This window comes from Streptomyces sp. NL15-2K (assembly GCF_030551255.1).
GTDB lineage: Bacteria > Actinomycetota > Actinomycetes > Streptomycetales > Streptomycetaceae > Streptomyces.
On the sequence record NZ_CP130630.1, the window covers coordinates 10248053 to 10270777 of the forward strand.

General features: G+C 69.7%; 19 protein-coding genes and 3 pseudogenes. 14 read left to right on the forward strand and 8 right to left on the reverse strand.

Features of this window, described 5'->3' with window-relative positions; genetic code table 11:
- Positions 1-157: 157 nt before the first annotated feature.
- Positions 158-1606 carry an FAD-binding oxidoreductase gene (locus tag Q4V64_RS44640; RefSeq protein ID WP_253266707.1) on the forward strand — a complete coding sequence of 483 codons (1449 nt, stop codon included), beginning with the start codon at positions 158-160 and terminating at the stop codon, positions 1604-1606.
- A 323-nt stretch (positions 1607-1929) separates the two neighbouring features.
- Here the strand turns inward: Q4V64_RS44640 and Q4V64_RS44645 are convergent, their stop codons facing one another.
- Positions 1930-2277: a hypothetical protein gene (locus Q4V64_RS44645; protein ID WP_253266708.1), complete on the reverse strand. Its 348-nt coding sequence runs from the start codon at positions 2275-2277 to the stop codon at positions 1930-1932.
- 197 nt (positions 2278-2474) lie between these two features.
- Here Q4V64_RS44645 and Q4V64_RS44650 point away from each other — a divergent pair, with 197 nt between their 5' ends.
- Both Q4V64_RS44650 and Q4V64_RS44655 read left to right on the forward strand, forming a co-directional pair.
- Positions 2475-2771: a universal stress protein gene (locus Q4V64_RS44650; RefSeq protein ID WP_124437357.1), complete on the forward strand. Its 297-nt coding sequence runs from the start codon at positions 2475-2477 to the stop codon at positions 2769-2771.
- Positions 2772-3522: 751 nt separating this feature from the next.
- Positions 3523-4185, forward strand: a complete 663-nt coding sequence (locus tag Q4V64_RS44655; RefSeq protein ID WP_124437358.1) for a LysE family translocator — start codon at positions 3523-3525, stop codon at positions 4183-4185.
- 18 nt (positions 4186-4203) lie between these two features.
- Here Q4V64_RS44655 and Q4V64_RS44660 read toward each other — a convergent pair whose 3' ends face one another.
- Positions 4204-4683 (reverse strand): hypothetical protein, encoded by a 480-nt coding sequence (locus tag Q4V64_RS44660; RefSeq protein ID WP_124437359.1) that lies wholly within the window; start codon positions 4681-4683, stop codon positions 4204-4206.
- 130 nt (positions 4684-4813) lie between these two features.
- On the opposite strand from Q4V64_RS44660, the gene Q4V64_RS44665 reads away from it, so the two are divergent.
- On the forward strand, positions 4814-5005 hold the full coding sequence (locus Q4V64_RS44665; RefSeq protein WP_253266709.1) for a hypothetical protein: 192 nt from the start codon (positions 4814-4816) through the stop codon (positions 5003-5005).
- Between the two features lie 489 nt (positions 5006-5494).
- Here Q4V64_RS44665 and Q4V64_RS44670 read toward each other — a convergent pair whose 3' ends face one another.
- The 3 genes and pseudogenes from Q4V64_RS44670 to Q4V64_RS55715 all read right to left on the reverse strand — a co-directional run.
- Complete coding sequence (locus Q4V64_RS44670; protein WP_124437360.1) at positions 5495-5791, reverse strand: hypothetical protein; 297 nt, start codon at positions 5789-5791, stop codon at positions 5495-5497.
- Entirely contained in the window at positions 5748-6137 is a 390-nt protein-coding gene (locus Q4V64_RS44675) for a hypothetical protein (protein ID WP_124437361.1), read from the reverse strand. Before Q4V64_RS44675 ends, Q4V64_RS44670 begins: the two co-directional genes overlap by 44 nt.
- Positions 6138-6832: 695 nt before the next feature.
- A pseudogene (locus tag Q4V64_RS55715) lies at positions 6833-6973 on the reverse strand (glycosyltransferase); the annotation flags it as partial.
- 173 nt (positions 6974-7146) lie between these two features.
- Here Q4V64_RS55715 and Q4V64_RS44680 point away from each other — a divergent pair.
- A pseudogene (locus tag Q4V64_RS44680) lies at positions 7147-7593 on the forward strand (HAMP domain-containing sensor histidine kinase); the annotation flags it as partial.
- A 43-nt stretch (positions 7594-7636) separates the two neighbouring features.
- Here the strand turns inward: Q4V64_RS44680 and Q4V64_RS44685 are convergent.
- Entirely contained in the window at positions 7637-8371 is a 735-nt protein-coding gene (locus Q4V64_RS44685; protein ID WP_253266713.1) for an NAD-dependent epimerase/dehydratase family protein, read from the reverse strand.
- A 173-nt stretch (positions 8372-8544) separates the two neighbouring features.
- On the opposite strand from Q4V64_RS44685, the gene Q4V64_RS44690 reads away from it, so the two are divergent.
- Together Q4V64_RS44690 and Q4V64_RS44695 are read left to right on the forward strand one after the other, a co-directional pair.
- Complete coding sequence (locus Q4V64_RS44690) at positions 8545-9282, forward strand: flavodoxin family protein (protein WP_124437362.1); 738 nt, start codon at positions 8545-8547, stop codon at positions 9280-9282.
- A 141-nt stretch (positions 9283-9423) separates the two neighbouring features.
- Positions 9424-9996: a DM13 domain-containing protein gene (locus Q4V64_RS44695; protein ID WP_124437363.1), complete on the forward strand. Its 573-nt coding sequence runs from the start codon at positions 9424-9426 to the stop codon at positions 9994-9996.
- Positions 9997-10067: 71 nt separating this feature from the next.
- Here Q4V64_RS44695 and Q4V64_RS44700 read toward each other — a convergent pair whose 3' ends face one another.
- A complete protein-coding gene (locus Q4V64_RS44700) occupies positions 10068-10715 on the reverse strand; it encodes a peroxiredoxin-like family protein (protein WP_124437364.1) in 648 nt (215 codons plus the stop codon).
- Between the two features lie 124 nt (positions 10716-10839).
- Here Q4V64_RS44700 and Q4V64_RS44705 point away from each other — a divergent pair, with 124 nt between their 5' ends.
- Positions 10840-11430 carry a TetR/AcrR family transcriptional regulator gene (locus Q4V64_RS44705; RefSeq protein ID WP_124437365.1) on the forward strand — a complete coding sequence of 197 codons (591 nt, stop codon included), beginning with the start codon at positions 10840-10842 and terminating at the stop codon, positions 11428-11430.
- A 13-nt stretch (positions 11431-11443) separates the two neighbouring features.
- Here the strand turns inward: Q4V64_RS44705 and Q4V64_RS44710 are convergent, their stop codons facing one another.
- Positions 11444-12574 (reverse strand): sulfite oxidase, encoded by a 1131-nt coding sequence (locus tag Q4V64_RS44710; protein ID WP_124437366.1) that lies wholly within the window; start codon positions 12572-12574, stop codon positions 11444-11446.
- Between the two features lie 111 nt (positions 12575-12685).
- Here Q4V64_RS44710 and Q4V64_RS44715 point away from each other — a divergent pair.
- From Q4V64_RS44715 to Q4V64_RS44740, 6 genes and pseudogenes are all read left to right on the forward strand, one after another.
- A pseudogene (locus Q4V64_RS44715) lies at positions 12686-12810 on the forward strand (MerR family transcriptional regulator); the annotation flags it as partial.
- Positions 12811-13053: 243 nt separating this feature from the next.
- Complete coding sequence (locus Q4V64_RS44720; protein ID WP_124437367.1) at positions 13054-13485, forward strand: NfeD family protein; 432 nt, start codon at positions 13054-13056, stop codon at positions 13483-13485.
- Positions 13486-13489: 4 nt separating this feature from the next.
- On the forward strand, positions 13490-14527 hold the full coding sequence (locus Q4V64_RS44725; RefSeq protein ID WP_124437368.1) for an SPFH domain-containing protein: 1038 nt from the start codon (positions 13490-13492) through the stop codon (positions 14525-14527).
- A 543-nt stretch (positions 14528-15070) separates the two neighbouring features.
- Positions 15071-15553, forward strand: coding sequence for a hypothetical protein (locus Q4V64_RS44730; protein WP_216377523.1), 483 nt, complete (start codon positions 15071-15073; stop codon positions 15551-15553).
- Positions 15554-15629: 76 nt separating this feature from the next.
- Complete coding sequence (locus Q4V64_RS44735) at positions 15630-17663, forward strand: flotillin family protein (RefSeq protein WP_172628986.1); 2034 nt, start codon at positions 15630-15632, stop codon at positions 17661-17663.
- Positions 17664-17817: 154 nt separating this feature from the next.
- The gene (locus tag Q4V64_RS44740) at positions 17818-22725 is read left to right on the forward strand and encodes a DNA repair ATPase (RefSeq protein ID WP_124437369.1); all 4908 of its coding nucleotides are present in this window, start codon (positions 17818-17820) and stop codon (positions 22723-22725) included.

Below are 22725 nucleotides of genomic sequence, written 5' to 3' on the forward strand. Positions count from 1 at the left end.
CCGTGGAGAAACCACAGCAACCCCCGTACTCCCACCGTCCCACAGGCGGCGGACGGCTGCCTGTGCTGCGGCGGCCTGAGCAGCGCGTGTCCTCCCTGGGCCCGGATGGCGCCCCCCTGCGCCCCGCGTGATGCTGGAGAGACGGGAGGTGACCGTCATGAACGAGAGAAGCAGCCGCGGCGCGGATACGGCGTCGAGCGGACCGGGTCTGTCGCGCCTGCTCCTGGACCGTTTCGTCTCAGGGCTGCACGGCCGCGTCATCGTGTCCCCGGACCCGGACTACGAGCCGGCTCGGGCACTGTGGAACGGCATGATCGACCGGCGGCCGGCGCTCGTGGCCCGGTGCCGCGACAACGACGACGTCGTCGTCTCCGTGAACTTCGCCCGTGACAACGGGTTGCCGCTCGCGGTACGTGGAGGTGGGCATGGTGTGGCCGGCCAGGCCGTCTGCGACGGCGGGCTGGTCGTCGACCTGTCGGAGATGACGGACACCGACGTCGACCCCGAGGGGCTCACCGCCCGTGCTCAGGGCGGCTGCACCCTGGCTGACCTCGACCGCGCGACCCAGCGATACGGGCTCGCCGCACCCTTGGGGGTGGTCTCGGCGACCGGCATCGCCGGGCTCACCCTGTCGGGCGGCATGGGCTGGCTCCGGCGCAAGTACGGGTTGAGCTGCGACAATCTCGTATCCGCCAGGGTGGTCACCGCCGACGGGAAGGTGCTCACCGCGAGTGAGAGCGAGAACCAGGACCTCTTCTGGGCGATCCGCGGGGGCGGCGGAAACTTCGGTGTGGTGACCTCCTTCGATTACCGCATGCACCCCGTGGGGCCCCGGGTCTTCCTCTGCCACGTGTACTACCCGCTGGAGCGCGCCCAGGAGGTGCTCAGGGCATGTGAGGGCTACGTCGCGGAGGTGCCCGAGGAGGCGGCACCGCTCGCCGTCCTCGGCCGGATACCGAGGGTCGAGGCGTACCCGGCGGCGGTGCACGGAGAACCCTTCGTGGCGATCTTCGCGGTGTCCACCGGCGCCGGTGAGGCCGCGGCCGAAGAGGGAGAGCGCGCGCTGCGGCCGCTGCGGGAGGTCACCGAGCCTCTGTGCGACCTCAGCGAGCACACCGCCTACACCGAGGCACAGCAGTTCCTGGACGAGGACTACCCGGACGGCGGGCTCTACTACTGGAAGTCCGTGAACGCACCCGAGCTCAGCGACAAGTTGATCGAGCGCCTGACCGAGCACGCCGCCGCGGCTCCCTCGCCCGACTCGACCATCGACGTCTGGTACCAGGGCGGCGCGATGGCGCGGGTGGGCGAACAGGAGACCGCCTTCGCCAACCGCGGCGTGCCGTACCTCTTCGGGATCGAGGGCAACTGGGACCACGAGGGTGACTCGGAGCGCAACCTGGCATGGGTCCGTGACACCTTCGCCGACCTGCGCCACTTCTCCACCGGGGGCGTCTACCTCAACTTCCCCGGCTTCCTGGAAGAGGGGGAGCAGCTCCTGCGGGAGGGCTACGGCGGGAACTATGAACGGCTGTCGGCGGTCAAGGCGAAGTACGACCCGGGCAATCTGTTCCGCCTCAACGCGAACATCCAACCGGCGAGCTGAGCCCCGCGTCCATCCCTGGCGGTGATCAAGCCACCGTCCCGCGACGTCGGGTATCGAGCCTCACGCAGTGGAGTGAGCCGCCGAACGGGGCGTAGTACAGCAGGCCGCGCAGGACCAGCTCGCCCCTCTCGACGTCCGCGCTGCGCCTGCACGGCAGGAAGTCCGTCCAGATCGGCTCCAAGCATCTCGACCTCAGCGACGCCGCAGGTCACGGCGGGCTGCTCGGCCAGATCGAAGGACGGGCCACCGGTGATGTGCTGGCCTGGCTGGCCGGCACCCCGCTCGCCCGGCGCCAGGCCATCCGGTTCGTGGCCATCGACATGTCACCGTCCTACCGGGCCGCCGTGCGCACCGGCCTGCCGCACGCCACCGTCGTAGTTGATCACTTCCATGTCGTTCAGCTCGCCAACAAGACGCTCAATCTGGGGCGCCGCCGTCTCACCCGAAGCGTCCGCGGCCGGCGTGGCCGGACCACCGACCCGGAGTGGAAGGCCCGGCGCAAGCTGCTGCGCAACCGCGAAGACCGCACCGACGCCGAGTTCGAACGGATGTGGAACCCGCTGATGGACCAGGGCCCGATCGGCCAGGCGCTGCTGGTGGCCCGAGATCGAAGCCTTCCTGAACACCGGCATCAGCAACGCCGAGAGCGAGGGGATCAACCGCGTGGTCAAGTTCGTCGGCCGCTCCGCTTACGGCTTCCGCAACCCGACCAACCAGCGCCTACGCGCACGCTGCGTCACCACCCGCCGAGCCCGCGGACACCTCCGCACCGCATAACTACGAAGACCCGCCAACGGCCGCATCGTCGTCGGCGTCGGCAGCTTCCACAGCCCCGGCAGCGGTCCGGCATGCCCTCGGGGAGGGCGCGGTGCGCGGGTGCGAGGTCGAGACCGTACGGGCCTGGCGTCGCCCGGCGCACAGGACTGCGCCGCATCCGCTGCTGACCGGGGAGCCCGCCCATGCCGAGAAGGACCACGCCGCGGCTCTGCTGGACGAGGCATTGGACGGCGTTGCCAAGGAGTACCCCGGCGTGATCGTGCACCGTGCGCTGGTCGAGGGTTCCGCACGCCATGCGCTGGTGAGCCGGTCATCGGCGGCCGACCTTCTGGTCATCGGGGCCCGTCGGCGTCGCGGCTACCTCGGTTGGCAACTCGGCCTGGTGTGACATGCGGTGTTGCACCACTCCGAGTGTCCGGTAGCGGTCCGCAGCAGGAGTGACATCGGCTGGTTGCGGCGGTCAGAGAGTGAGCCTGAGCCACTCCTCCTGTGCCGAAGACGGCCCTCGGCATCCAGGCCGGCCGACAGGGGACGGACAGCCGATCTGGGAGAGAGCCGATGCTATGGGTGCGCCGTGACGCTGGCGCGGTGGGTTCGGCGAGCGCGTCCATTGAGCTGTTGCTTCCCGACAGTTCGCCGGCGCCGGACGGGGGACGCAGCCTGGAAACCAGGGGCGCCGCACCGATGACGGGCCGATGGCGCGCCCTCGTGCCCGCGGATGGTGCTCGAGTGCTGGGCTGCTGGGTGCTCAGGAGCCGCCTGATCGGTGGGAGCGCTCTGCACGCGCCTCTGACGTCATCTGGTCTCCTACGGCAAGAGCAGGGTGAAGGTCGCTCCCTTGTGCAGGACGCGGGGACCACCCTCCGCCCCACAGCGATCGAGACGCTGCACTCTGGCTCCGGTTTGCGCGGGAGGGCATCGCGGCCGTGTGGCCGAGACCGGTAGCGCGGACGCCTGCGGCGTGGTCGGCACCAGAACGTAGGCGGGAGCGAATGACTCAACCGGGGCGGAGCCGGAACAAGGGTCTGGCCAACTTATGGCGAGGAGGTGGCGCAGCGGCAGCCAGTGCGAACCTCGTATCGGACGGCTTGACCGAAAACACGAACACGTGGTCGCTACCCGGGGGTATACGGACGGCCGTGATCACTGATGTGGAGTGGGCGACGTTCGTGCCGTCGGCGTTGTTGCTGGCGGCTACACCCGGGGCGAATCAGTTACTGACGCTGCGCAACGGGTTGCGGCACGGGCTGGCGCCTGCGGTCAGTGCGTCACTGGGCCGTTTCTCGGCGTTCGCGCTGATGGTGATCGCGGTCGCGGCGGGGCTCGGGGCGGTGCTCGCGGCGTCAGAGGTGGCGTTCAACGTCATCAAGTGGTGTGGCGTGGCCTACCTGCTGTGGCTGGGGGCTCGAACGGTGCTGGCCGCCGTACGCGGGCAGGTCGCAGGGGAAATGCAGAAGACCGCTGATGAGGGGGACGGCAAGGGGGTGCGCGGTGGCCTTTCGTCGTGGCGGCTCGGGTGGCAGGAGTTCCTGGTGGCGGCAACGAATCCGAAGGCGCTGATTCTGTTCGCGGTGTTTCTGCCGCAGTTCCTGCCGCGTGGCGCCAAGGACGTCGCGGTTCCGCTGCTGGTCCTTGGCGCCGCGTACATCCGCATCGAGTTCTGCTGTGCTTGCGGCTATGCGGCTCTGGGCAGCCGGTTGCAGAGCATGGGTATCTCCCTGCGCGCCCGGCGGTGGCTGGATGCGCTGACGGGGGTGGCCATGCTGGGCTTGGCGGGCTGGCTGGCCACCGAGAACCACTGAGGCTGCTGCTGGTTGGTGCTACGGCCGGGTGTGCTTCTTCAGCGGCAGGATGGGGATCCCTTCGCGGCGGCAGTAGGCGGCGGGCCGGTGCACGGCACGGCGGAGTTCGCCCCAGTTGCGCAGGGTGCGGAGCAGTCCGTCGTCCGGCGCGCTGTGCCAGAACCGGTTTTCGTCCTGCTTGCCGAGCAGCGGGCAGAACAGGGAGACGGCGAGGGTGATGCGGTCGCCGCGGGTGACCGGGGTGACCGCGTGGTAGACGCGGCTGCCGCGGGTGAACATGGTGTCCCCGACGTGCTGGAACGGGGCGGTCTTCACACGCGGGTGGTCCGGGCCGCGGGTGGTGATCTCTTCGCGGTCGGTGTCGAACTCCCGTGGGTGGCCCTGGAAGTAGATGTAGTCCCCGCCACTGTGGTCGGCGTGGTCGGACAGGGGCATGGTGAAGACGTAGTTCATCCCGTCGAGGTGCCACTTGGCGACCGCCGGCGCCTGGGCGCGCACGAGCGGGGACCGAGGCGAACAGGCGCGTCAAGGTCGCCTGGAGCTCGTCCGCCGTCAGATGGGAGTAGGGGACGCCGCACGACAGGTAGATGTCGAAGGCGTCCTCGGGTAAGTCGGTGCGGATGTCACCGTGCCAGAACTGGGCGTCGTCCTCGTCGTGGTGGGTGCGTGCCGCCAGTTTGAGCAGTCCCTCGTCGAGGTCGAGTCCGCGGTAGGTGATGCGCGGCAGGTCCGGCAGGTCCGGCAGGCTCCGGGTGGCGCCCAGGGCGCGCAGGAGATGCAGGCCCTCGCCGGCGCCGCATCCGATGTCCATCACGCTTAATCGCGTGCTCCGGGGTACCTGGGATACGGCGCCCTGCAGTATCGAGAAGGTGACCGGCTCCTCCCACAGGACTTTCACGGCGTCGCGCCGCTCGGGGGAGGCGTAGTGGTCGATGCCGGGGGCGTACGTGCCCGACCGTACTGCTGGGAGTCGAGTGTGTCGGTCATGGTCCTCCTGCCTGAGATGAATGCAGATGCGCGTGCCACGCATTTGCTTGCTCAACCACCGCAAGAGGAGGAACCAGTCACACCACGCTCCCGCCCCCTGCGCCCGCGAGCGCAGGTCAGGCTCAGTCCCACCAACAACCGACACCCCGCGCGACGCCATTTGTAAAGGCCCGGGCCTGTGTGGGTGCGAGAACCAGGTTGGCGGAGACTCGCCGGAACGCTGCTGGCGTTCTTCTCGTGTGTCGGGGCGACCTGGGGCTGACCATTACTGGTCCCCTGTTCGACATCAGCTGACCGCTGGGGCCTGGCCGGGCGGAGGTTTTTATCCGGCCTTGCCCCGCAGCGGTTCGGGGTCGAGGACGGTCCTGCGGCCCTGGGCGAGGCGTAGCAGGCTGCGGCAGCGCACCCGTTCCTCGTTGGAGAACGCCGCGTTGGTCTCCGTCACCAGACGGTTGCTGTTGGGGGCGTACCACGAGGTGCCCGACGACGGCTTGGCAACCGCCGCACCCAGCCACTCGGTATCACCGAGTCGGCCCAGCACCTTCGTCTCGGCGAGCTGGTCGAACAGCGGGCGGTTACAGGCCCGGCTCCCTCTCGTAGTCCGGGATGTCGTACCCATGGTCGCGGAGCCACTGCCGGGTCACGGCAGCCCTTTGCCGGGCATCTTGGTGGCGCTCCACGTCTTTCAGCAGCGCCCCAACATAGATCACCAGCTTCTCGGCGTCCTCTACTTCCTCGAGGACGGCCTGGGCCACGGCCTGCGCCGTCTCGTTGTCCAGGCTGCGCCGGGTCCGCCAGAGCTCCAGCCGCTCCTTGGCCTGCCGCGCCGCAGCTCTCCGGTTCTCGGCGTCCTCCGACCCGACCGCATCCATTGCCTGCTCGTTCGCCGCATCCAGCTCCCGCGTAAGGCACGCGGTGATGACCTCCTGGGCCAGGTTGTCCCGGCGCTGTTCATCGTCCGTCATGTCTGTGTCTCCTCCCCTCCATGGTTCATCAGACCCCCTGGGCCCGGGCTCTAGCGTCGCGGACGTAGGGAAATCGAAGTTACGGCACTGGACGGCGGAGCCCTCGAAGGGAGAAAGGAACTTCCTGGCCACAGGGGCAGACGCTCAGCGGGGCTCAGGATGTCAGCGGTCACGTAATTCGGCTCTGTCGGGGATCTTGTGATGCGGCCTGCCCCGGTGCACCTGCTTCTGCGCAGTCGGGGGCATCGCGCGTTCGGCGGATCAGTAGCGGTGGCCGGGCCAGTGCGGGTCCTCCCAGCGGTCAGGACCGGTGACCCCGAGCAGCCGTATCCGGTGAAGCAGTTCTTCGGATACGCCTATGGCACGTAGCCGTGTTGGAGCATGGTGAACCAGCCAGACAGTCAGCTCGGCGCGCATCTCTTCCCCGTTCTCCCAAGCGTCCCAGGGCAGTTGGTCACCGAGCAGGTCATACTCCCACTGTGTCGCCGCTTCGGCCAGGTGCTGGTCGGCCGCGGGTCCGGGCAGTGCTTCCCAGGTGTGGAGCCACGGGCTCAGCGCGCCAGATGCCTCGGCGCTCAGTATGAGGACCTCGTACGCGGGTACGGCGGGATCCGGATCGGTGAGCGTGTAGGCCCCCCAGGCGTGCAGGAATTCCTCGACTGCCGCGGCCTGTCCAGCAGGCCACTGCTGCCAGTGGCCGAGCCGTCGGTGGAGCCGTTGTCCACGACGAGGGCGCGCCAGCCGGGAGGGATGCGGTCGAGTACCCAGGGCAGGGCTTCGGCCTCGTTCAGACAGGGGAGGACGACATCGACGTCCTCGGGTGCGGAAGAGGTCATCACGGCTTTCACCCTACGAACGCGAACAGCGCATTTCGGACTGAAGCTCCTTACGAAACACGGACGTCAGCGCCTGCGGCCAGTTGGAGAGCGACGGGGGAGGGCGCGTGGTGCGAGGCTGGCCGTATGGAGCATCAGCCGTACGAACCGGAGGCAGCCGGGTCCGCCCGGAGATCTCGCTGTACGACCTGGTCGGCGACGCCCTCGCGGGAGCCGACCCGCTCGCCCGCGAGCACGGGGTGAGGCTGGTGGGCGAGCGCATCGAGCCCGTCCCCGTGGAGGTGGACGGCAAGGAGATGAGCCGAGTGCTGGGCAACCTCCTGGTCAACGCCATCCGCCGGACACCATCCGACGGCACGGTCGCCATCGCCTCCGAGCGCTCACCCGAGGGCGTGGTGCTGTCGGTGACGGACGGCTGCGGCGGCATCCCCGAGGAGGACCTGCCCCGGGTCTTCGACACGGGCTGGCGCGGCACCCACGCGCGTACGCCGCCGGCGGGTGCGGGACTCGGGCTCGCCATCGTCCGCGGGATCGTGGAGGCCCACCAGGGCCGCGCCGCCGTACGCAACGTCCCCGGCGGCTGCCGCTTCGAGGTGACGCTGCCCGCGGCCAAGGCGTGAGCGACGGCCCGCCGAAGAATCATGAACGAGGGGCGACCGAGACTCACTCCCCCCGCAGCCGAGCCCGCGCGAACTCACGCATCCCCTCACCGAAGCCGACCTCCGGCTTCCAGCCCAGCTCCGAGCGCAGCCGCGACGAGTCCGCCGTGATGTGCCGGACGTCCCCGAGGCGGTACTGCCCGGTCACCACGGGCTCGGGCCCGCCGTACGCGGCGGCCAGCGCCCGTGCCATCTCCCCAACCGTGTGCGGCTCGCCGCTGCCCGTGTTGTACGCGGTGAGCACGCCGACCGCCGCATCCGCCTCCAGCGCCGCCGCGTTGGCGGCCGCGACGTCCCGTACGTGCACGAAGTCCCGCCGCTGCCGGCCGTCCTCGAACACGCGTGGGGCCTGCCCCCGGGCGAGCGCCGAACGGAAGAAGGAGGCCACCCCGGCGTAGGGGGTGTCGCGTGGCATCCGGGGCCCGTACACGTTGTGGTAGCGCAACGACACCGCGGTCCCGCCCGTGGCCCGCGCCCAGGCGGAGGCCAGGTGCTCCTGGGCGAGCTTGGTGGTGGCGTACACGTTGCGCGGGTCCACCGGCGCGTCCTCGCAGACCAGCCCCGGCGACACTGCCTCCCCGCACACCGGACAGCGCGGCTCGAAGTGCCCGGCCTCCAGATCGGCGACGGCCCGCGGCCCCGGCCGCACCACCCCGTGCCGCACGCAGGTGTACCGGCCCTCTCCGTAGACCACCATCGATCCGGCCAGCACGAGCCGCCGTACGCCCTGCTCGGCCATGGCGGTGAGCAGTACGGCGGTGGAGGCGGGAGGCCGGCGCACGACGAGCGGTCGAGCACTCCTGGAACCCACCGTGTGCCGGTGCGTCGTAACGGGACAGCGCGCGATTTCCGCGAGAGGCTGCCGCCGGCACCGCCCCTCGCCCCTGTCCGCTCGCCTCCCCGGAGTCCGCCATGGCAGTACCGCCGGCCCCGTCCACTGAGGACGGTTACCGCTTCGACGACCTGCGCGCGCTCTTCATCAACTGCACGCTCAAGCCGTCCCCCCAGCTTAGCCACACACAAGGGCTTATCGACAAGAGCCGGGCGATCATGGACACGCAGGGGGTGACCACGGACGAGATCCGTGCCGTCGACCACGACATCGCCCCCGGCGTGTACCCGGACATGACGGAGCACGGCTTCGCCACGGATGCCTGGCCGGCGCTGTACGAGCGGGTGATGGCCGCGGACATCCTGGTCCTGGCCGGGCCCATCTGGCTGGGCGACAACAGCTCCGTCACCAAGCAGGTCATCGAGCGCCTGTACAGCTGCTCCAGCCTGCTCAACCCCCAGGGACAGTACGCCTACTACGGACGTGTCGGAGGATGTCTGATCACCGGCAACGAGGACGGCGTCAAGCACTGCGCCATGAACGTCCTCTACAGCCTTCAGCACCTCGGCTACACTGTCCCGCCGCAGGCAGACGCCGGCTGGATCGGCGCCGCGGGTCCCGGCCCCTCCTACCGGGACCCCGGCTCGGGCGGCCCGGAGAACGACTTCACCAACCGCAACACCGCCTTCATGACCTGGAACCTGATGCACCTGGGGGCCCTGCTCAAACGGGCCGGAGGGATTCCGGCTCACGGCAATCAGCGCACGGAGTGGGACGCCGGTTGCCGGCCGGGGGCGGACAACCCCGAGCACCGCTGAGCAGGTATGGGAGCCCGGTGCTCTCGATTTCCGTCGCCGACTGTGCGATGTAAGGATTCCGTCATCAGCTGGGCGGTGTGGGACGGCCGCCAGACTCCGTTAGATAGGAGAGCAACGGGAAAGTACAGAAGGCGAGGGGGGATGGGGCGCGTGCGAAAGGCATTGACCGGGCCGTTGGTCATCGCGGTGTTGGTGGTGGCGGTCGTCGGAGGCGGCTTCGGGCTGTACTGGTTCCAGCCGTGGAAGCTGTGGCAGGACGAGACCGTCCAAGAGGCCCTGCCCGGGGTCGTGGAGAGTTCCGTTCCTTCCGTCGCAGTGCCCTCGGACGAGCCATCCGCGCAGCCCTCCCCGGCCACTGGTCCGCAGACGCTGGCCAGTGGTGAGCTGATCAGCCACGAGCACGCGACCTCGGGCACGGTGAAGCTCGTACGGCTGGCAGACGGCTCCCATGTCGTCCGGCTGGAGAACCTCGACACCAGCAACGGGCCTGACCTGCGTGTCTGGCTGACCGACGCGCCGGTGAAGCAGGGGCAGGCCGGGTGGCATGTCTTCGACGACGGGAAGTACGTCAGCCTCGGCAAACTGAAGGGCAACAAGGGCAGCCAGAACTACGCCCTGCCCTCTGACGTGAATCCGTCCAGCTACAGCAGCGTGAGCATCTGGTGCGACCGATTCGACGTGTCATTCGGCGCCGCCGAGCTCGCCCGAGTCTGACAGCGGTGCAGTCATGGCCGGGCCGGGACAGGTGAGACGCACTGTCCGGGTGTGCCCGCCCGGACCGGGACTCAGCCCAGGGCATCGAGGGCGGCCAGGACATCGGTGGGTTCGGCGCGCCTGGTGTAGTCCGCGTCGACGAAGGCCCAGCGGATGACGCCCTCCCGGTCGATGACATAGGTGGCGGGCAGCGGCAGGGTGCGGGCGTAGCCGCCGTTGACGCGCTGGAGGTCGAATCCGAGCCGGTCGTAGACGGCTGCGAGGTCGTCAGGGAGGTCGAAGGCTAGGCCGTACTGCTTGGCGGTGTCGGAGCCGACGTCGCTGAGGACGCTGAAGGCGAGCTGGTGCCTGTCGGCCAGGGAGAGGGACTCGTCGGGTATCTGCGGGGAGACGGCAGCGAGGCGGGCGCCTCGTGCGCTGATCTCGTCGTGGTGCTGCTGGAGGGCGCGCAGGGCGATGTTGCAGTACGGGCACCAGGTGCCACGGTAGAACGTCAGGACGACGGGGCCGGCCGCGAGCAGACCGGCCAGGCTCACGGGCTCGCCGGTCGCGGAGGGAAGGCGGAAGCGGGGGGCCCGCGCGCCGACGGTCAGCGCGCGGTCGGCGTGACCGGAGTCGGCGAGCTCCTGGCCGGCCCGCCGCATGATCTGCCGTGTCTCGGCGGGGAACTGCTGCTGGCGGGCTGTGTAGAAGGCGTGCAGCTCGGCGTTGAGGGTCATCGGAAGGTTCCTCCTGGGTCGTCGGCCGTCCGTGCGTCGCGCCGTCATCTCGGAACGACCGTTTCAAGATAGCGGGCGGCCAGGTATCTTGGAACCCTCATTTCAAGATGCTGAGGACTGCGACATGCCGGACGTCAAACACTTCGATCCGGACACGGCCCTGGACACGGTGATGCGTCTGTTCTGGCGCCAGGGCGTGGCCGCGACCGGGATCCAGGACATCGTGACGGCGACCGGCCTGAACCGCTCCAGCCTCTACGCCACCTTCGGCGGCAAACAGGAGCTGTATCGCGCCGCACTGCGCCGGTACGTCGACCAGCGCTCCCAGGCGGCGTTCAGCCGCCTGGCCGGAGACGGCCGCGGCCTGCCCGCTGTCCACGACTTCTTCGCCTCGCTGATCGAGGCCCGCTGCTCCGGCGCGTACGCCCGCTGGGGCTGCATGGTCTCCAACGCGCACGCCGGGGGCGAGAACAGTGACCCCGAGGTCCGGGCCGCCCTCGACCGACACCACCAGCAGCTGCGGGAGGCGCTGCGCACGGCACTCCTCGCGGCCGAGGTCAAGGGGCAGCTCAAACCCGCTACCGATGCCGGGGCCGTGGCCGATCTCCTGGCCCTGCTCGCCTACGGCGTGAATCTGCGCTCCCGTGCGGGCGCAGATGCCCGGGAGCTGACACGGACCGTGACCGGGGCCCTTGAAGCGCTGGGAGCGGCATAGCCGGGCCGTGCGGTCATGCCGTATCAGCGGGGCCGGGGCAGAAAACCGGAACCCGCTGGACGAGGTTGCTGGCGAAACCGCCCAGGTTCCAGGGCTGTTCCAGCGGCTGGGTGTTCCCCGCCTCATCCTGGGCACGGGCGCTCAGGACATGGTCGCCGGGGACGGCGCACCACAGGGATGACCACCGGCGCCACGCCCATCGGTGTCCCTGATCCGGTTCGAGTCGGGCCCTGTGCCACGTCAGGCCGCCGTCCGTGCTCACCTCCACCGATGTCACGGGGGCGCGTCCCGACCAGGCCCGTCCCTCCAGCAGGACCGGACCCGGCGCCACCACCCGCGTCCGGGACATGAAGTCGGGAAAGCCCGGCGGGATCAGCAGCGCCCTCGGAGCGATGCGGGTGACAGGCTCGCCCGCCTCCTCGGGTACCTGTCTGATCCGGTAGGCCACGGATTGCTGGAAGCCTGTGAACGGTGTGTCGGCGACCGTGATGTCCCGCAGCCACTTCACCTGGGCCATCCCGTACCAGCCGGGCACCACAAGGCGCAGGGGGCTGCCGTGCTGGGGCGGCAGAGGTGCTCCGTTCATCGCGTAGGCCACCAGGATCTCGGGCTCGGCGCCCGTGGTGACGGCGAGGGGAAGGCCGCGCTGGTAGTCCTGCTCGACACCGCGCTCCACGCCGTGGTCCGCCCCGGTGAACACGACGTCGACCGCGTCGGACTCGATGCCGGCCTCGTCGAGGAGCAGACGCAGGGGCACTCCCGTCCAGTCCGCCGTGCCGACCGCTTCGACCAGCCACGGCTGGCTCACCGGCCGCGGCGACAGCAAAGCCCTGCCGTTGCCCGCGCACTCCATCGTCACGCGCGTAGTGACCGCGGGGTAGGCGCGCAGCTGGGCGGGGGAGAGGCTGAGCGTGTGCCGTACGCGACCGCTCACTGTCAGCCGCCAGGAGGCTTCGTCCGGCACGTGGGGGATGTCGTAGTGCGTGAGCACGTAGTGCAGGCCGGGCGGGGTGACTTCGTGGCGCATGGCCTCCAGCGGCAGGCCGTGATTGCGGGCGGCCAGTGCCAACTCGTCCTGTCCAAGGCCCTCGCCGGACGAGGCCAGCCGGGCGGGACGGCTCACGTCGGAGAGTCGACGCCTCATGCCCTGATTGTCCTCTTCCTTTGCCGGCTGTGCATCGGCAGCCAAGGGACGCGGTGAGGTTCCCCCGAAGCGCGGAGAGTGTGACAGAGGGGCGGACGGGTTCCGCGCACCATCCGGCACCACGAGGAGACCGGCCTTGTCCGCCCCTCCGTCCGCTTGCAAGGCGGATACGCCGCTACACCGAGGCCGGCGTCGCCCGTCTGATGGTTATCCGCCGCATCAAGCCGCTCGGCTTTCACCCTGGAGGAGTGCGCGCTCTGCTCGCACCGGCTCTCGCGCTGAGGAGTTCGCGGATCTTCCCCTGTGGGTAAAATTGCCGCAAAGACCTGAAGTGGCTTGTTCGGGGCGCGGATTGCACCAGTACACCTCCGATCGTTCGGCAGGGTTTCCTTTTCCAGGGGTATCGCGGCCGTCTCGTGTCGGGGTCCAATGGTGGGAGTCAGGCCCTTCGCGCCCGCACCGGTCAGAAGAGGCACGCAATGGATCCATGGCTGATCTGGTTGATCATCGCAGCCGTGTTGGCTGTGGCGGAGATCTTCACTCTTACCGCTGCACTCGGAATGCTGAGTGCGGCGGCGTTGGTCACGGCGGGGTCCGCCGCGGTAGGGCTGCCGCTGCCCTTCCAGTTCCTGGTGTTCACCGTCGTCGCCACAGTCACCGTGGTGTTCGTGCGCCCCATTGCACTGCGCCACGTACGCGGGCCCCAGACGGAGCGATTCGGCATAGACGCACTGATCGGCAGGGCTGCCTATGTGGTGTCGGAGGTGACGGGCCGGGGCGGCAGGGTCCGCATCGACGGCGAGGAATGGACGGCCCGCGCGTACGACGAGACGCTGGTGATTCCTCCAGGAAAGACCGTCGACGTCATGGAGATCAACGGCGCCACCGCGATCGTCTACCCCCGGGACTGAAACCATGGAAACCTCGGCGTTCTTGATTGCCGGCCTGATCGTCGCGCTCATCGCGGTTTTCACCGTGGTGCGGGCGGTCCGTATCGTTCCCCAGGCACGCGCCCGTAATGTCGAGCGGCTCGGCCGCTACCACCGGACCCTGAATCCCGGCCTCAGTCTCGTCATCCCCTACATCGACCGTGTCCACCCGGTGATAGATCTAAGGGAACAGGTCGTTTCCTTCAAGCCGCAGCCGGTCATCACCGAGGACAATCTGGTCGTCGAGATCGACACCGTTCTGTATTTCCAGGTCACCGACCCGCGAGCGGCTTTCTACGAGATCGCGAATTTCCTCCAGGCGGTCGAACAGCTCACCGTCACCACCCTGCGCAACGTCGTCGGATCCATGGACCTGGAAAAGACCCTCACCTCACGGGACACCATCAACAGCCAACTCCGTGGCGTGCTGGACGAGGCCACCGGGAAGTGGGGGCTGAGGGTCAACCGGGTGGAGATCAAGGCCATCGACCCTCCGCAGTCCATCAAGGACGCGATGCAGAAGCAGATGCGGGCCGAGCGGGACAAGCGGGCCGCGATTCTCGGGGCCGAGGGGCAGCGCCAGTCGCAGATCCTCACCGCCGAAGGCGACAAGCAGGCCGCCGTCCTGCGCGCGGAAGGCAACCGTACCGCCGCGATCCTCCAGGCCGAGGGCCAGTCCCGGGCCATCGACGAGGTGTTCCAGGCCGTACACCGCAACGATCCCGACCCCAAGCTCCTCGCCTACCAGTACCTCCAGACGCTGCCCCAACTCGCGCAAGGCTCGGGCAACAACTTCTGGGTCATCCCCAGCGAGATCACCTCCGCACTCCAGGGCGTCTCCCGCGCCTTCACCGAGGTCCTGCCCCAGTCGCCCGCCACCCGCGAAAAGCCCCCGGACGACATGGTGGCCCAGGCCGCCAGCGACAAGGCCCAGGCGGAAGAGGCCGCCGCCGCGGCCCTCGCCGACGCAGCCAAGGCCGAGGGCGCCACCCCCGATGCCCTCCCGTCTCGCCCGCCTCGCTGACGGCTGGCGGCTTGTCTGGCGGCGCGACTCGCACACCGGAAGCCTTCGAGCGCATGACCATGGCGTCGAGGACCTGCTGCACGGCGGCGAGCGCGCTGTCGTTCGAGCGGGGTGTCTCTGGCCGGACCCGCTCGGGCTGACCAGGGCACGCAGTCCGTGGCCTGCTTCCGCGGCCTGTGCGCGCAGGGTCAGCCGGGAGGCGATCTCGTCGCGGGTCAGACGCCGACCGGTGGGTGAGACGTCCGTCAGGGTGCGGTTGTAGCCGTCGACGTACTGCTCGAGGATCTCCGGTCCGTCTCATCGCTCTCGGAGTCTCGACGCACCGGAGACGGTTTGGTGGCGGCCACCGGCATGCAGACCCTCATGAACACTGCCGGGAACCGGCAATGCGCTGCCGGGATCCGTTGGTGCAGCATGGCTCGTGGGGCCACGGTCGACGGTTCCAGTGCCCGATACCGGCAGCCAGGTTCCTCACTGAGGCACGCAGGGACTGTGCGCCGAATACGACTGATGGCGCTGCGGGAGGAGAGGGGGATCAGGAAAATGCGGACATTGCTGGCAGTGGCCACGGGCCTGCCCACGATCCTGCTGACCACTGCCCTCGTCGTGGTCGTCTCTTTCTGGCTCCTGGTCGCCGTGGGTGTCGCGGACATCGACAGCTTCGACACGGACGTGGACCTGTGGGCATGGCGCATGGGTGGGGTACCCGTGACGGTCGCCTTCTCGCTGCTGACGGTGCTCGCCTGGTTCCTGAGCGTCGGAGCGGTGCTTCTACTCGCCGTGTTCGCGCCCCCGGGACCCGTCGCCGGGCTGCTGCGCCTCGTCGTACCCGTGGGGGCGCTGTTCGTCGCCTGGGCCACGACCTGCCTGATCGTACGACCGCTGCACAGCCTCTTCCCGGATGAACCCGGGCCGTCCGCGCCGAGCGAGGCTCGCACGGGCGCCGCTGAGCCATCGGATCGCCCGGATCCCCACGGGGCCGTGTCGCCCTACGCCACGCTCCCCTCGCGGGACCGCGCCGCCTGAGCCGCGCCGGCGCCGGATCTCACCTCCGGCCTCTCTTCCTCACGCTCAACTCCCTTATGCCTGAAGGACGTATGCCATGGTTGCCATGATCGTGGGCATCGGCGTGCTCGTCGCCGTCTGCCTGCTCGTCGTACTCGTCGTCGCCCGGTTGTTCCGCAAGGTGGAGCAGGGCAAGGCGCTGATCGTCTCCAAGATGCGCAGGGTTGATGTGACCTTCACCGGGCAGGTCGTGCTGCCGGTGCTGCACAAGGCCGAGGTCATGGACATCTCGGTGAAGACCATCGAGATCATGCGGGCCGGCAAGGAGGGCCTGATCTGCCGGGACAACATCCGCGCGGACATCCGGATCTCGTTCTTCGTGAAGGTCAACAAGACCGTCGAGGACGTCATCAAGGTCGCCCAGGCCGTCGGTACCGCGCGGGCGAGCGACCGGGACACGCTGCAGGAGCTGTTCCACGCGAAGTTCTCCGAAGCGCTGAAGACCGTCGGCAAGCAGCTGGACTTCACCGACCTGTACACCAAGCGTGAGGAGCTGCGGTACCGGATCATCGAGGTCATCGGCGTCGACCTCAACGGTTACCACCTGGAGGACGCGGCGATCGACTATCTGGAGCAGACGCCGCTCACCCAGCTCGACCCGGCCAACGTCCTCGACGCCCAGGGCATCCGGAAGATCACCGAGCTGACGGCCGTGGAGCACGTGCGCACCAACGAGGCCCAGCGCACCGAGGAGAAGGAGATCACCCGGCAGAACGTCGACGCGCGTGAAGCGATCCTGGAGCTGGAGCGCCGGCAGGCCGACGCCGAGATCAAGCAGAAGCGGGAGATCGACACCGTACGGGCCCGCGAAGAGGCCGAGACGGCACGGGTCATGGAGGAGGAGCGGCTGCGTGCCCAGGGCGCGTTCCTCAAGACCGAGGAGCAGCTCGGTGTCCAGCGCGAGAACCAGACCCGCGAGGTCGCCGTCGCCGCGAAGAACCGTGAGCGGGTCATCGCCATCGAGAGCGAGCGCATCGAGAAGGACCGCCTCCTCGAAGTCATCGCACGGGAGCGGGAGACCGAGCTGACGAAGATCGCGGCTTCGAAGGAGGTCGAGGCGGAGAAGCGGGAGATCGCCGAGGTCATCCGTGAGCGGATCGCGGTGGACCGTACGGTCGCCGAGCAGGAGGAGGCCATCAAGAAGCTGCGGGCCGTGGAGGAAGCCGAGCGCGGCCGGCAGGCCGTGATCATCGCTGCCGAGGCGGAGGCGCAGGAGAAGCTGGTCAAGGACATCAAGGCCGCCGAGGCCGCCGAGCAGGCAGCCGTCCACCGTGCCGCCGAGGAACTCACCCTGGCCGAGGCCCGGTTGAAGCGCGCCGACCTCGACGCACAGGCCAAGCTGCGCCTCGCCGAGGGCGTCCAGGCCGAGTCCGCCGCCGAGGGCCTCGCGGCCGTCCAGGTCCGCGACAAGGAGGCCGAGGTCATCGAGAAGGCCGGCCGCGCGGAGGCGGAGGCGACCCAGGCCCGGCTGCGTGCCGAAGCCGACGGTGCGCGGGCCAAGGCGCTGGCCGAGGCCGAGGGCATCAGCGGGAAGCTGAAGGCCGAGGCCGCCGGTCTCACCGAGAAGGCGGCCGCGATGGCCGCCCTGGACGACGCCTCCCGCGGCCACGAGGAGTACCGGCTGCGCCTGGAGGCGGAGAAGGACATCCGTCTCGCCGGGCTGGACGTACAGCGGCAGGTCGCCGAGGCACAGGCCACGGTGCTCGCCACCGGGCTGGAGAACGCCGACATCAACATCGTCGGCGGAGACTCGGTCTTCTTCGACCGGCTGGTGTCCTCGATCGCGCTCGGCAAGAGCGTCGACGGCTTCGTCCAGCACTCCGAGACGGCACAGGCACTCGCGAAGCCCTGGCTGGACGGCACCTCCAGCTTCACCGACGACCTCAGCCACGTCCTCGGCTCGGTCTCGACGGCCGACGTGCAGAACCTGACCGTCTCCGCCCTGCTGATGAAGCTCATGAAGAACGGCGGCGCGAACGCCGAACCGTTCCAGCAGCTTCTGGACAAGGCAGGCGAGCTGGGCCTTGCCGAAACCTCGCTGACCGCGCTCAACGGCAGCGTCAGGGCCTGACCTGCGCCGCTGGGGCTCCAGACACGCCAAGGCCCCATCCGCGCCGCGACGGCCCAACCAGCCCTCCGGCCCGTGGTCCGGAGCTGCCGCACAGGGGACGGCAGCTCCGGACCACGTTTCTCCGACTTCTCGCCGACTATCCGAGAGGGACCCCATGACCACCGGGACCAGCGGTCCGGACACCGGCACGTACGAGGTGCTGCGCGACCGGCTCACCGCACAGGCCGCGGAGCTCGGCCGCCGCGCCGAGGCGCTCAATGCCCGCCGTATCGAGGAGTTCGGCTCCACCCGGCTGGAGCTGACGAGCACCGAGCGGCTGCGTACCGAGCACAACTGCGTGCCCCGCGACATCGTCTCCGTCGGCGACACGCTGCTCTTCGGCCACAACGTTTTCGTCGGCCTGAAGCCGGAGACGACGGTGGGCGATGTCTTCGCGCTGTACGACCGCGACCTGAACCGGCTGCCCGAGGACGCCGTGCCAGGGCTGCTCGACGACCCCGCCTTCGTCCGCGAGTTCGCCGCCCTCTATCGCTACTACCGCCAGGCGCACCTCCTCCGACTTCGCCGTGTCGACGGCAAGCTGCTCGCCGTTTTCCAGACGGGGGAGAAGGCCGGCGATATCCGTGTCCTGCGCTGGGCGCTGACCGACGACGGGCGGGCGTCCTTCATGGACGTGCGTGGCGAGCGCGACCACGTCTTCCCGCCCTCCCACGACTTCACCTGGACGCGGACGACCCGAGAGCACCACGTCCTGGGCCGCCATCCGCATGTCTCCATCGAGGGCGAGGTCTTCGTCGAAACCGTCGGGGGCACCCTGACCGTCAAGATCGAGGACAACACCGAGACAGGCGAAGGGATTTACACCGAGCCGGTCGCCGAGCCGCTGCAGTCCCTCGCCGACGCCGACATCGCGTACGCGCGCGTGGGCGCCCTCATCCTGGTGGACGTCCTCCCCTACAAGGAGGACGTCCACCGGTACCTGGTCTTCAACACGCTCACCAAGAGCGTCGTACGCCTCGACGGCATCGGCCGGGCCTGCCGGACGCTGCCCGAGGACCAGGGGATCGTCTTCCCCGGCGGCTACTGCCTCGCCACCGGGACGTACAAGACCTTCGACGGCATCGCCGCCCCTTTGGACACGGCAGCCCTGGAGTTCGAGCGCGTAGTTCGTTCCCCGAACGGCGAGGACGTGCTGTTCGCCTTCCACGCGAGCGTGGAAGGCCGCAGTCTGCTGCTGCCGTACAACATGATCCGCAAGGAGGTCGCCACCCCGCTGTCCTGCCTCGGCTGGGCCCTCTTCGACGACGGCATGCTCATGGTGCTTCGCGGGGACCGTGCGGGATCCGCCGACGAGCCGCAGCGCGTCCACCCGCTCCAGCTGTGGAACTCCCCGTACGTCTCCGACACCCACGCTGCCTCCCGGCCGGTCGGCGCCGGCCCGCTCGCCCGCGTCGGCAACGCCGACCTCGTGCGCGGCATCTCCGACTGTCTGTCCATCACGCGCGCCGTCACCGAGACGACCCCGACGAGCGAGGTCTATGAGGCACTGGCCGCCGCCTGCGTGCGGGCCACCGACTCCTACCACTGGCTCAGCGAGCCCGAACTCGGCGACCTGCACACGCCGCTCACGCAGATCCGGGCCACCGCCGAGCAAGTGCTGGCTGAGTTCGAGACCGTGCAGGCCCTCACCCGGCAGGCCGCCGACGCGCTCGCCGAGGCCGCAGCGCGCGTCGCCACGGTCGTACGACGCCTGCGCGGCGAGACTCCGCGCAGCGCCGCCGCCTGGGTGGCCGGCTTGACCGGACTGCGGCATGCCCAGGGACACCTGCTCACCCTCAAGGACATGCGGTACGCGGACACCGCCCGCATCGACGAACTCGCAGCCGACGCCGAGGCAGATCTCGCCTCCTTCGGCCAGCGGGCCGTCACCCACCTCGCACGCGAGGACGCCTTCGCCGACCACCAGGCAGACATCGAGCAGCTCGTCGCCGACGCCGAAGCGATCGCCACCGTCGCCGAGGCGGCCCCCATCGCCGCCCGCCTTGACGAGCTCGCCGGCGGGCTGCGCACGGTGACCGATGTCGTCGCCGGGCTGGACACCGGTGACGCCACCGTGCGTACGTCCATTCTGGAGCGGATCGCCGAGGTCCTCGGCGGCGTCAACCGTGCCAGGGCCACCCTCGACGGCCGTCGCCGCGCGCTCCTCGACCGTGAGGGGCGGGCCGAGTTCGCCGCGGAGTTCGCCCTGCTGGGCCAGTCCGTCATAGGTGCGCTCGCGGCCGCCGACAGCCCCGACGCGTGCGACGAGCAACTCGCCCGCATGCTGGTGCAGGTGGAGAACCTGGAATCCCGGTTCGCCGAGTTCGACGACTTCCTCGGCGAGCTGGCGGACAAGCGCGACGAGGTCCACGAGGCTTTCTCCACCCGCAAGCAGACCCTCGCCGACGCCCGCGCCCGCCGCGCCGAGCGACTGGCCGACTCGGCGATGCGCGTCCTGCGGACGGTCGCCCGCCGCGCCGCCACGCTCGCCGACGCGGACGCCGTCGCTACGTACTTCACCTCCGACGCGATGCCCGCGAAGGTCCGCAGCATTGCCACCGAACTGCGCGAACTCGGTGACCAGGTAAGGGCGGAGGAGCTGGACGGCCGTCTGAAGTCCGCACGCCAGGAGGCGTTGCGTGCCCTGCGCGACCGCACCGACCTGTACACCGACGACGGACGCACCCTCCGCCTGGGCACCCACCGCTTCGCCGTCAACACCCAGCCCCTCGACCTCACCCTGGTCCCGCACGGCGACACCCTCGCCTTCGCGCTCACCGGCACCGACTACCGCTCACCGGTCACGGACCCCGACTTCGCCGCGACCCGCCCGTACTGGGACCGCGCCCTGCCCTCGGAGTCACCCGACGTCTACCGCGCCGAACACCTCGCCGCCCGCCTGCTGGACGAGCACGGACCCGAGGCCCTGGTGGAGGCCGACCTGCCCGCCCTGGTCCGGCAGGCCGCGGAGGCGGCGTACGACGAGGGCTACGAGCGCGGCGTCCACGACCACGACGCGACCGTGATACTCGCCGCACTCCTGCGCCTGCACTCGGGTGCCGGCCTGCTCCGGCACGAGCCCGCCGCCCGCACCACCGCCCAGTTGTTCTGGGCGCACGGCACGACAGCCGAGGAACGCGTGAGCTGGACCCGGCGGGCGGTATCCCTTGCCCGCGCCCGGGACACGTTCGGGCTCACGCCCGCGATCACCGACCTGCGGGCCGAGCTGGCGGAGACGATCGGCACGGAAGCGGCGGCCGCATACCTCTTCGATGAGCTGACCAGCGGCCCCGACGGCTTCGTCATCAGCGCCGGAACCCGCACGCTGCTCGACAAGTTCCGCAGGACGGTGGGAACTTCGGCATACGACGACGACCTTGCCGCCCTGGCCGAGCTGCCCGCCCGCAGTCAGCTCGTCGAGGCGTGGCTGACGTCGTACGCCGCGGCCACCGGCACGGACCTCGGCCCCGGCGACCTGGCCGACGCGGTGGCCGCCGAGCTCTGCCCGGAACTCGACCGCTACGAATCCGACGCGCCCCTGACCGAGACCATCAAGGGCCTGCTCGGCACGCACCCGCGCCTCAGCGACCGCACCCTCACCGTCCGCGTCGACGAGTTCCTTGCCCGTACCAGAGCATTCCGGACGCATGAGGCTCCCGCCCACCGTGCCTACCAGCGGCGCCGTACGGCCCTGGTGGCCGCCGAGCGCACCCGCCTCCGGCTCGACGAGTACCGGCCGCGGGTGATGTCCGCGTTCGTACGGAGCAGGCTCATCGACGAGGTGTACCTGCCGCTGGTGGGCGACAGCCTCGCCAAGCAGCTCGGCACGACGGGCGAGTCCAAGCGCACCGACACCGGCGGTCTACTGCTGCTCATCTCCCCTCCCGGCTACGGCAAGACCACGCTCATGGAGTACGTCGCCGACCGCCTCGGACTCATCCTGGTCAAGGTCAACGGCCCCGCGCTCGGCCATGCGGTGACCTCACTCGACCCGGCCGAGGCCCCGAACGCGACCGCCCGCCAGGAGGTCGAGAAGATCAACTTCGCACTGGAGGCCAGCAACAACACGCTGCTGTACCTGGACGACATCCAGCACACCTCGCCCGAGCTGCTGCAGAAGTTCATCCCGCTGTGCGACGCGACCCGCCGCATCGAGGGCGTACAGGGCGGCGAGCCGCGCACGTACGACCTGCGCGGCAAGCGCTTCGCGGTCTGCATGGCGGGCAACCCCTACACCGAGTCCGGCAGCCGCTTCCGCGTCCCCGACATGCTCGCCAACCGTGCCGACGTGTGGAACCTCGGCGACGTCCTGACCGGCAGGGAGGACGCCTTCGCGCTCAGCTTCATCGAGAACGCGCTGACCGCCAACCCGGTTCTCGCCCCGCTCGCCGGCCGCGACCGCGCCGACCTCGATCTCCTGATCCGTCTCGCGGAGGGCGACTCGACGGCCCGCGCGGACAGGCTGACCCACCCGTATGGACCGGCCGAGCTGGAGCGGATACTGGCCGTCCTGCGGCACCTGCTGACCGCCCGCGAGACGGTTCTGGCGGTGAACGCCGCCTACATCGCCTCCGCAGGCCAGTCCGACGCCACCCGCGCCGAGCCCCCCTTCCAGCTCCAGGGCTCCTACCGCAACATGAACAAGATCGCCCAGCGCATCCAGCCGGTCATGAACGACACCGAGCTGGTGGCACTGATCGACGACCACTACCGGGCCGAGGCCCAGACCCTCACCACCGGCGCCGAGGCCAACCTGCTGAAACTGGGCGAGTTGCGTGGCACCCTGTCGCCCGAGCAGGTTGTGCGCTGGGCCGAGGTGAAGGCGGCGTACGTGCGCACCCAGACCCTCGGCGGCCCGGAGAACGATCCTCTCACCCGGGCCATCGCCGCCCTCGGTCTGCTCGCCGACCGGGTCGCGGCCGTGGAGACGGCGATCAACCGCGCCGCTGACCCACGCCCTCTCATGGCGAACCCGGCCGCCCGGCACGCGGCCCGCCCGGCTGCCGTCCCCGCGGAGGAGTGA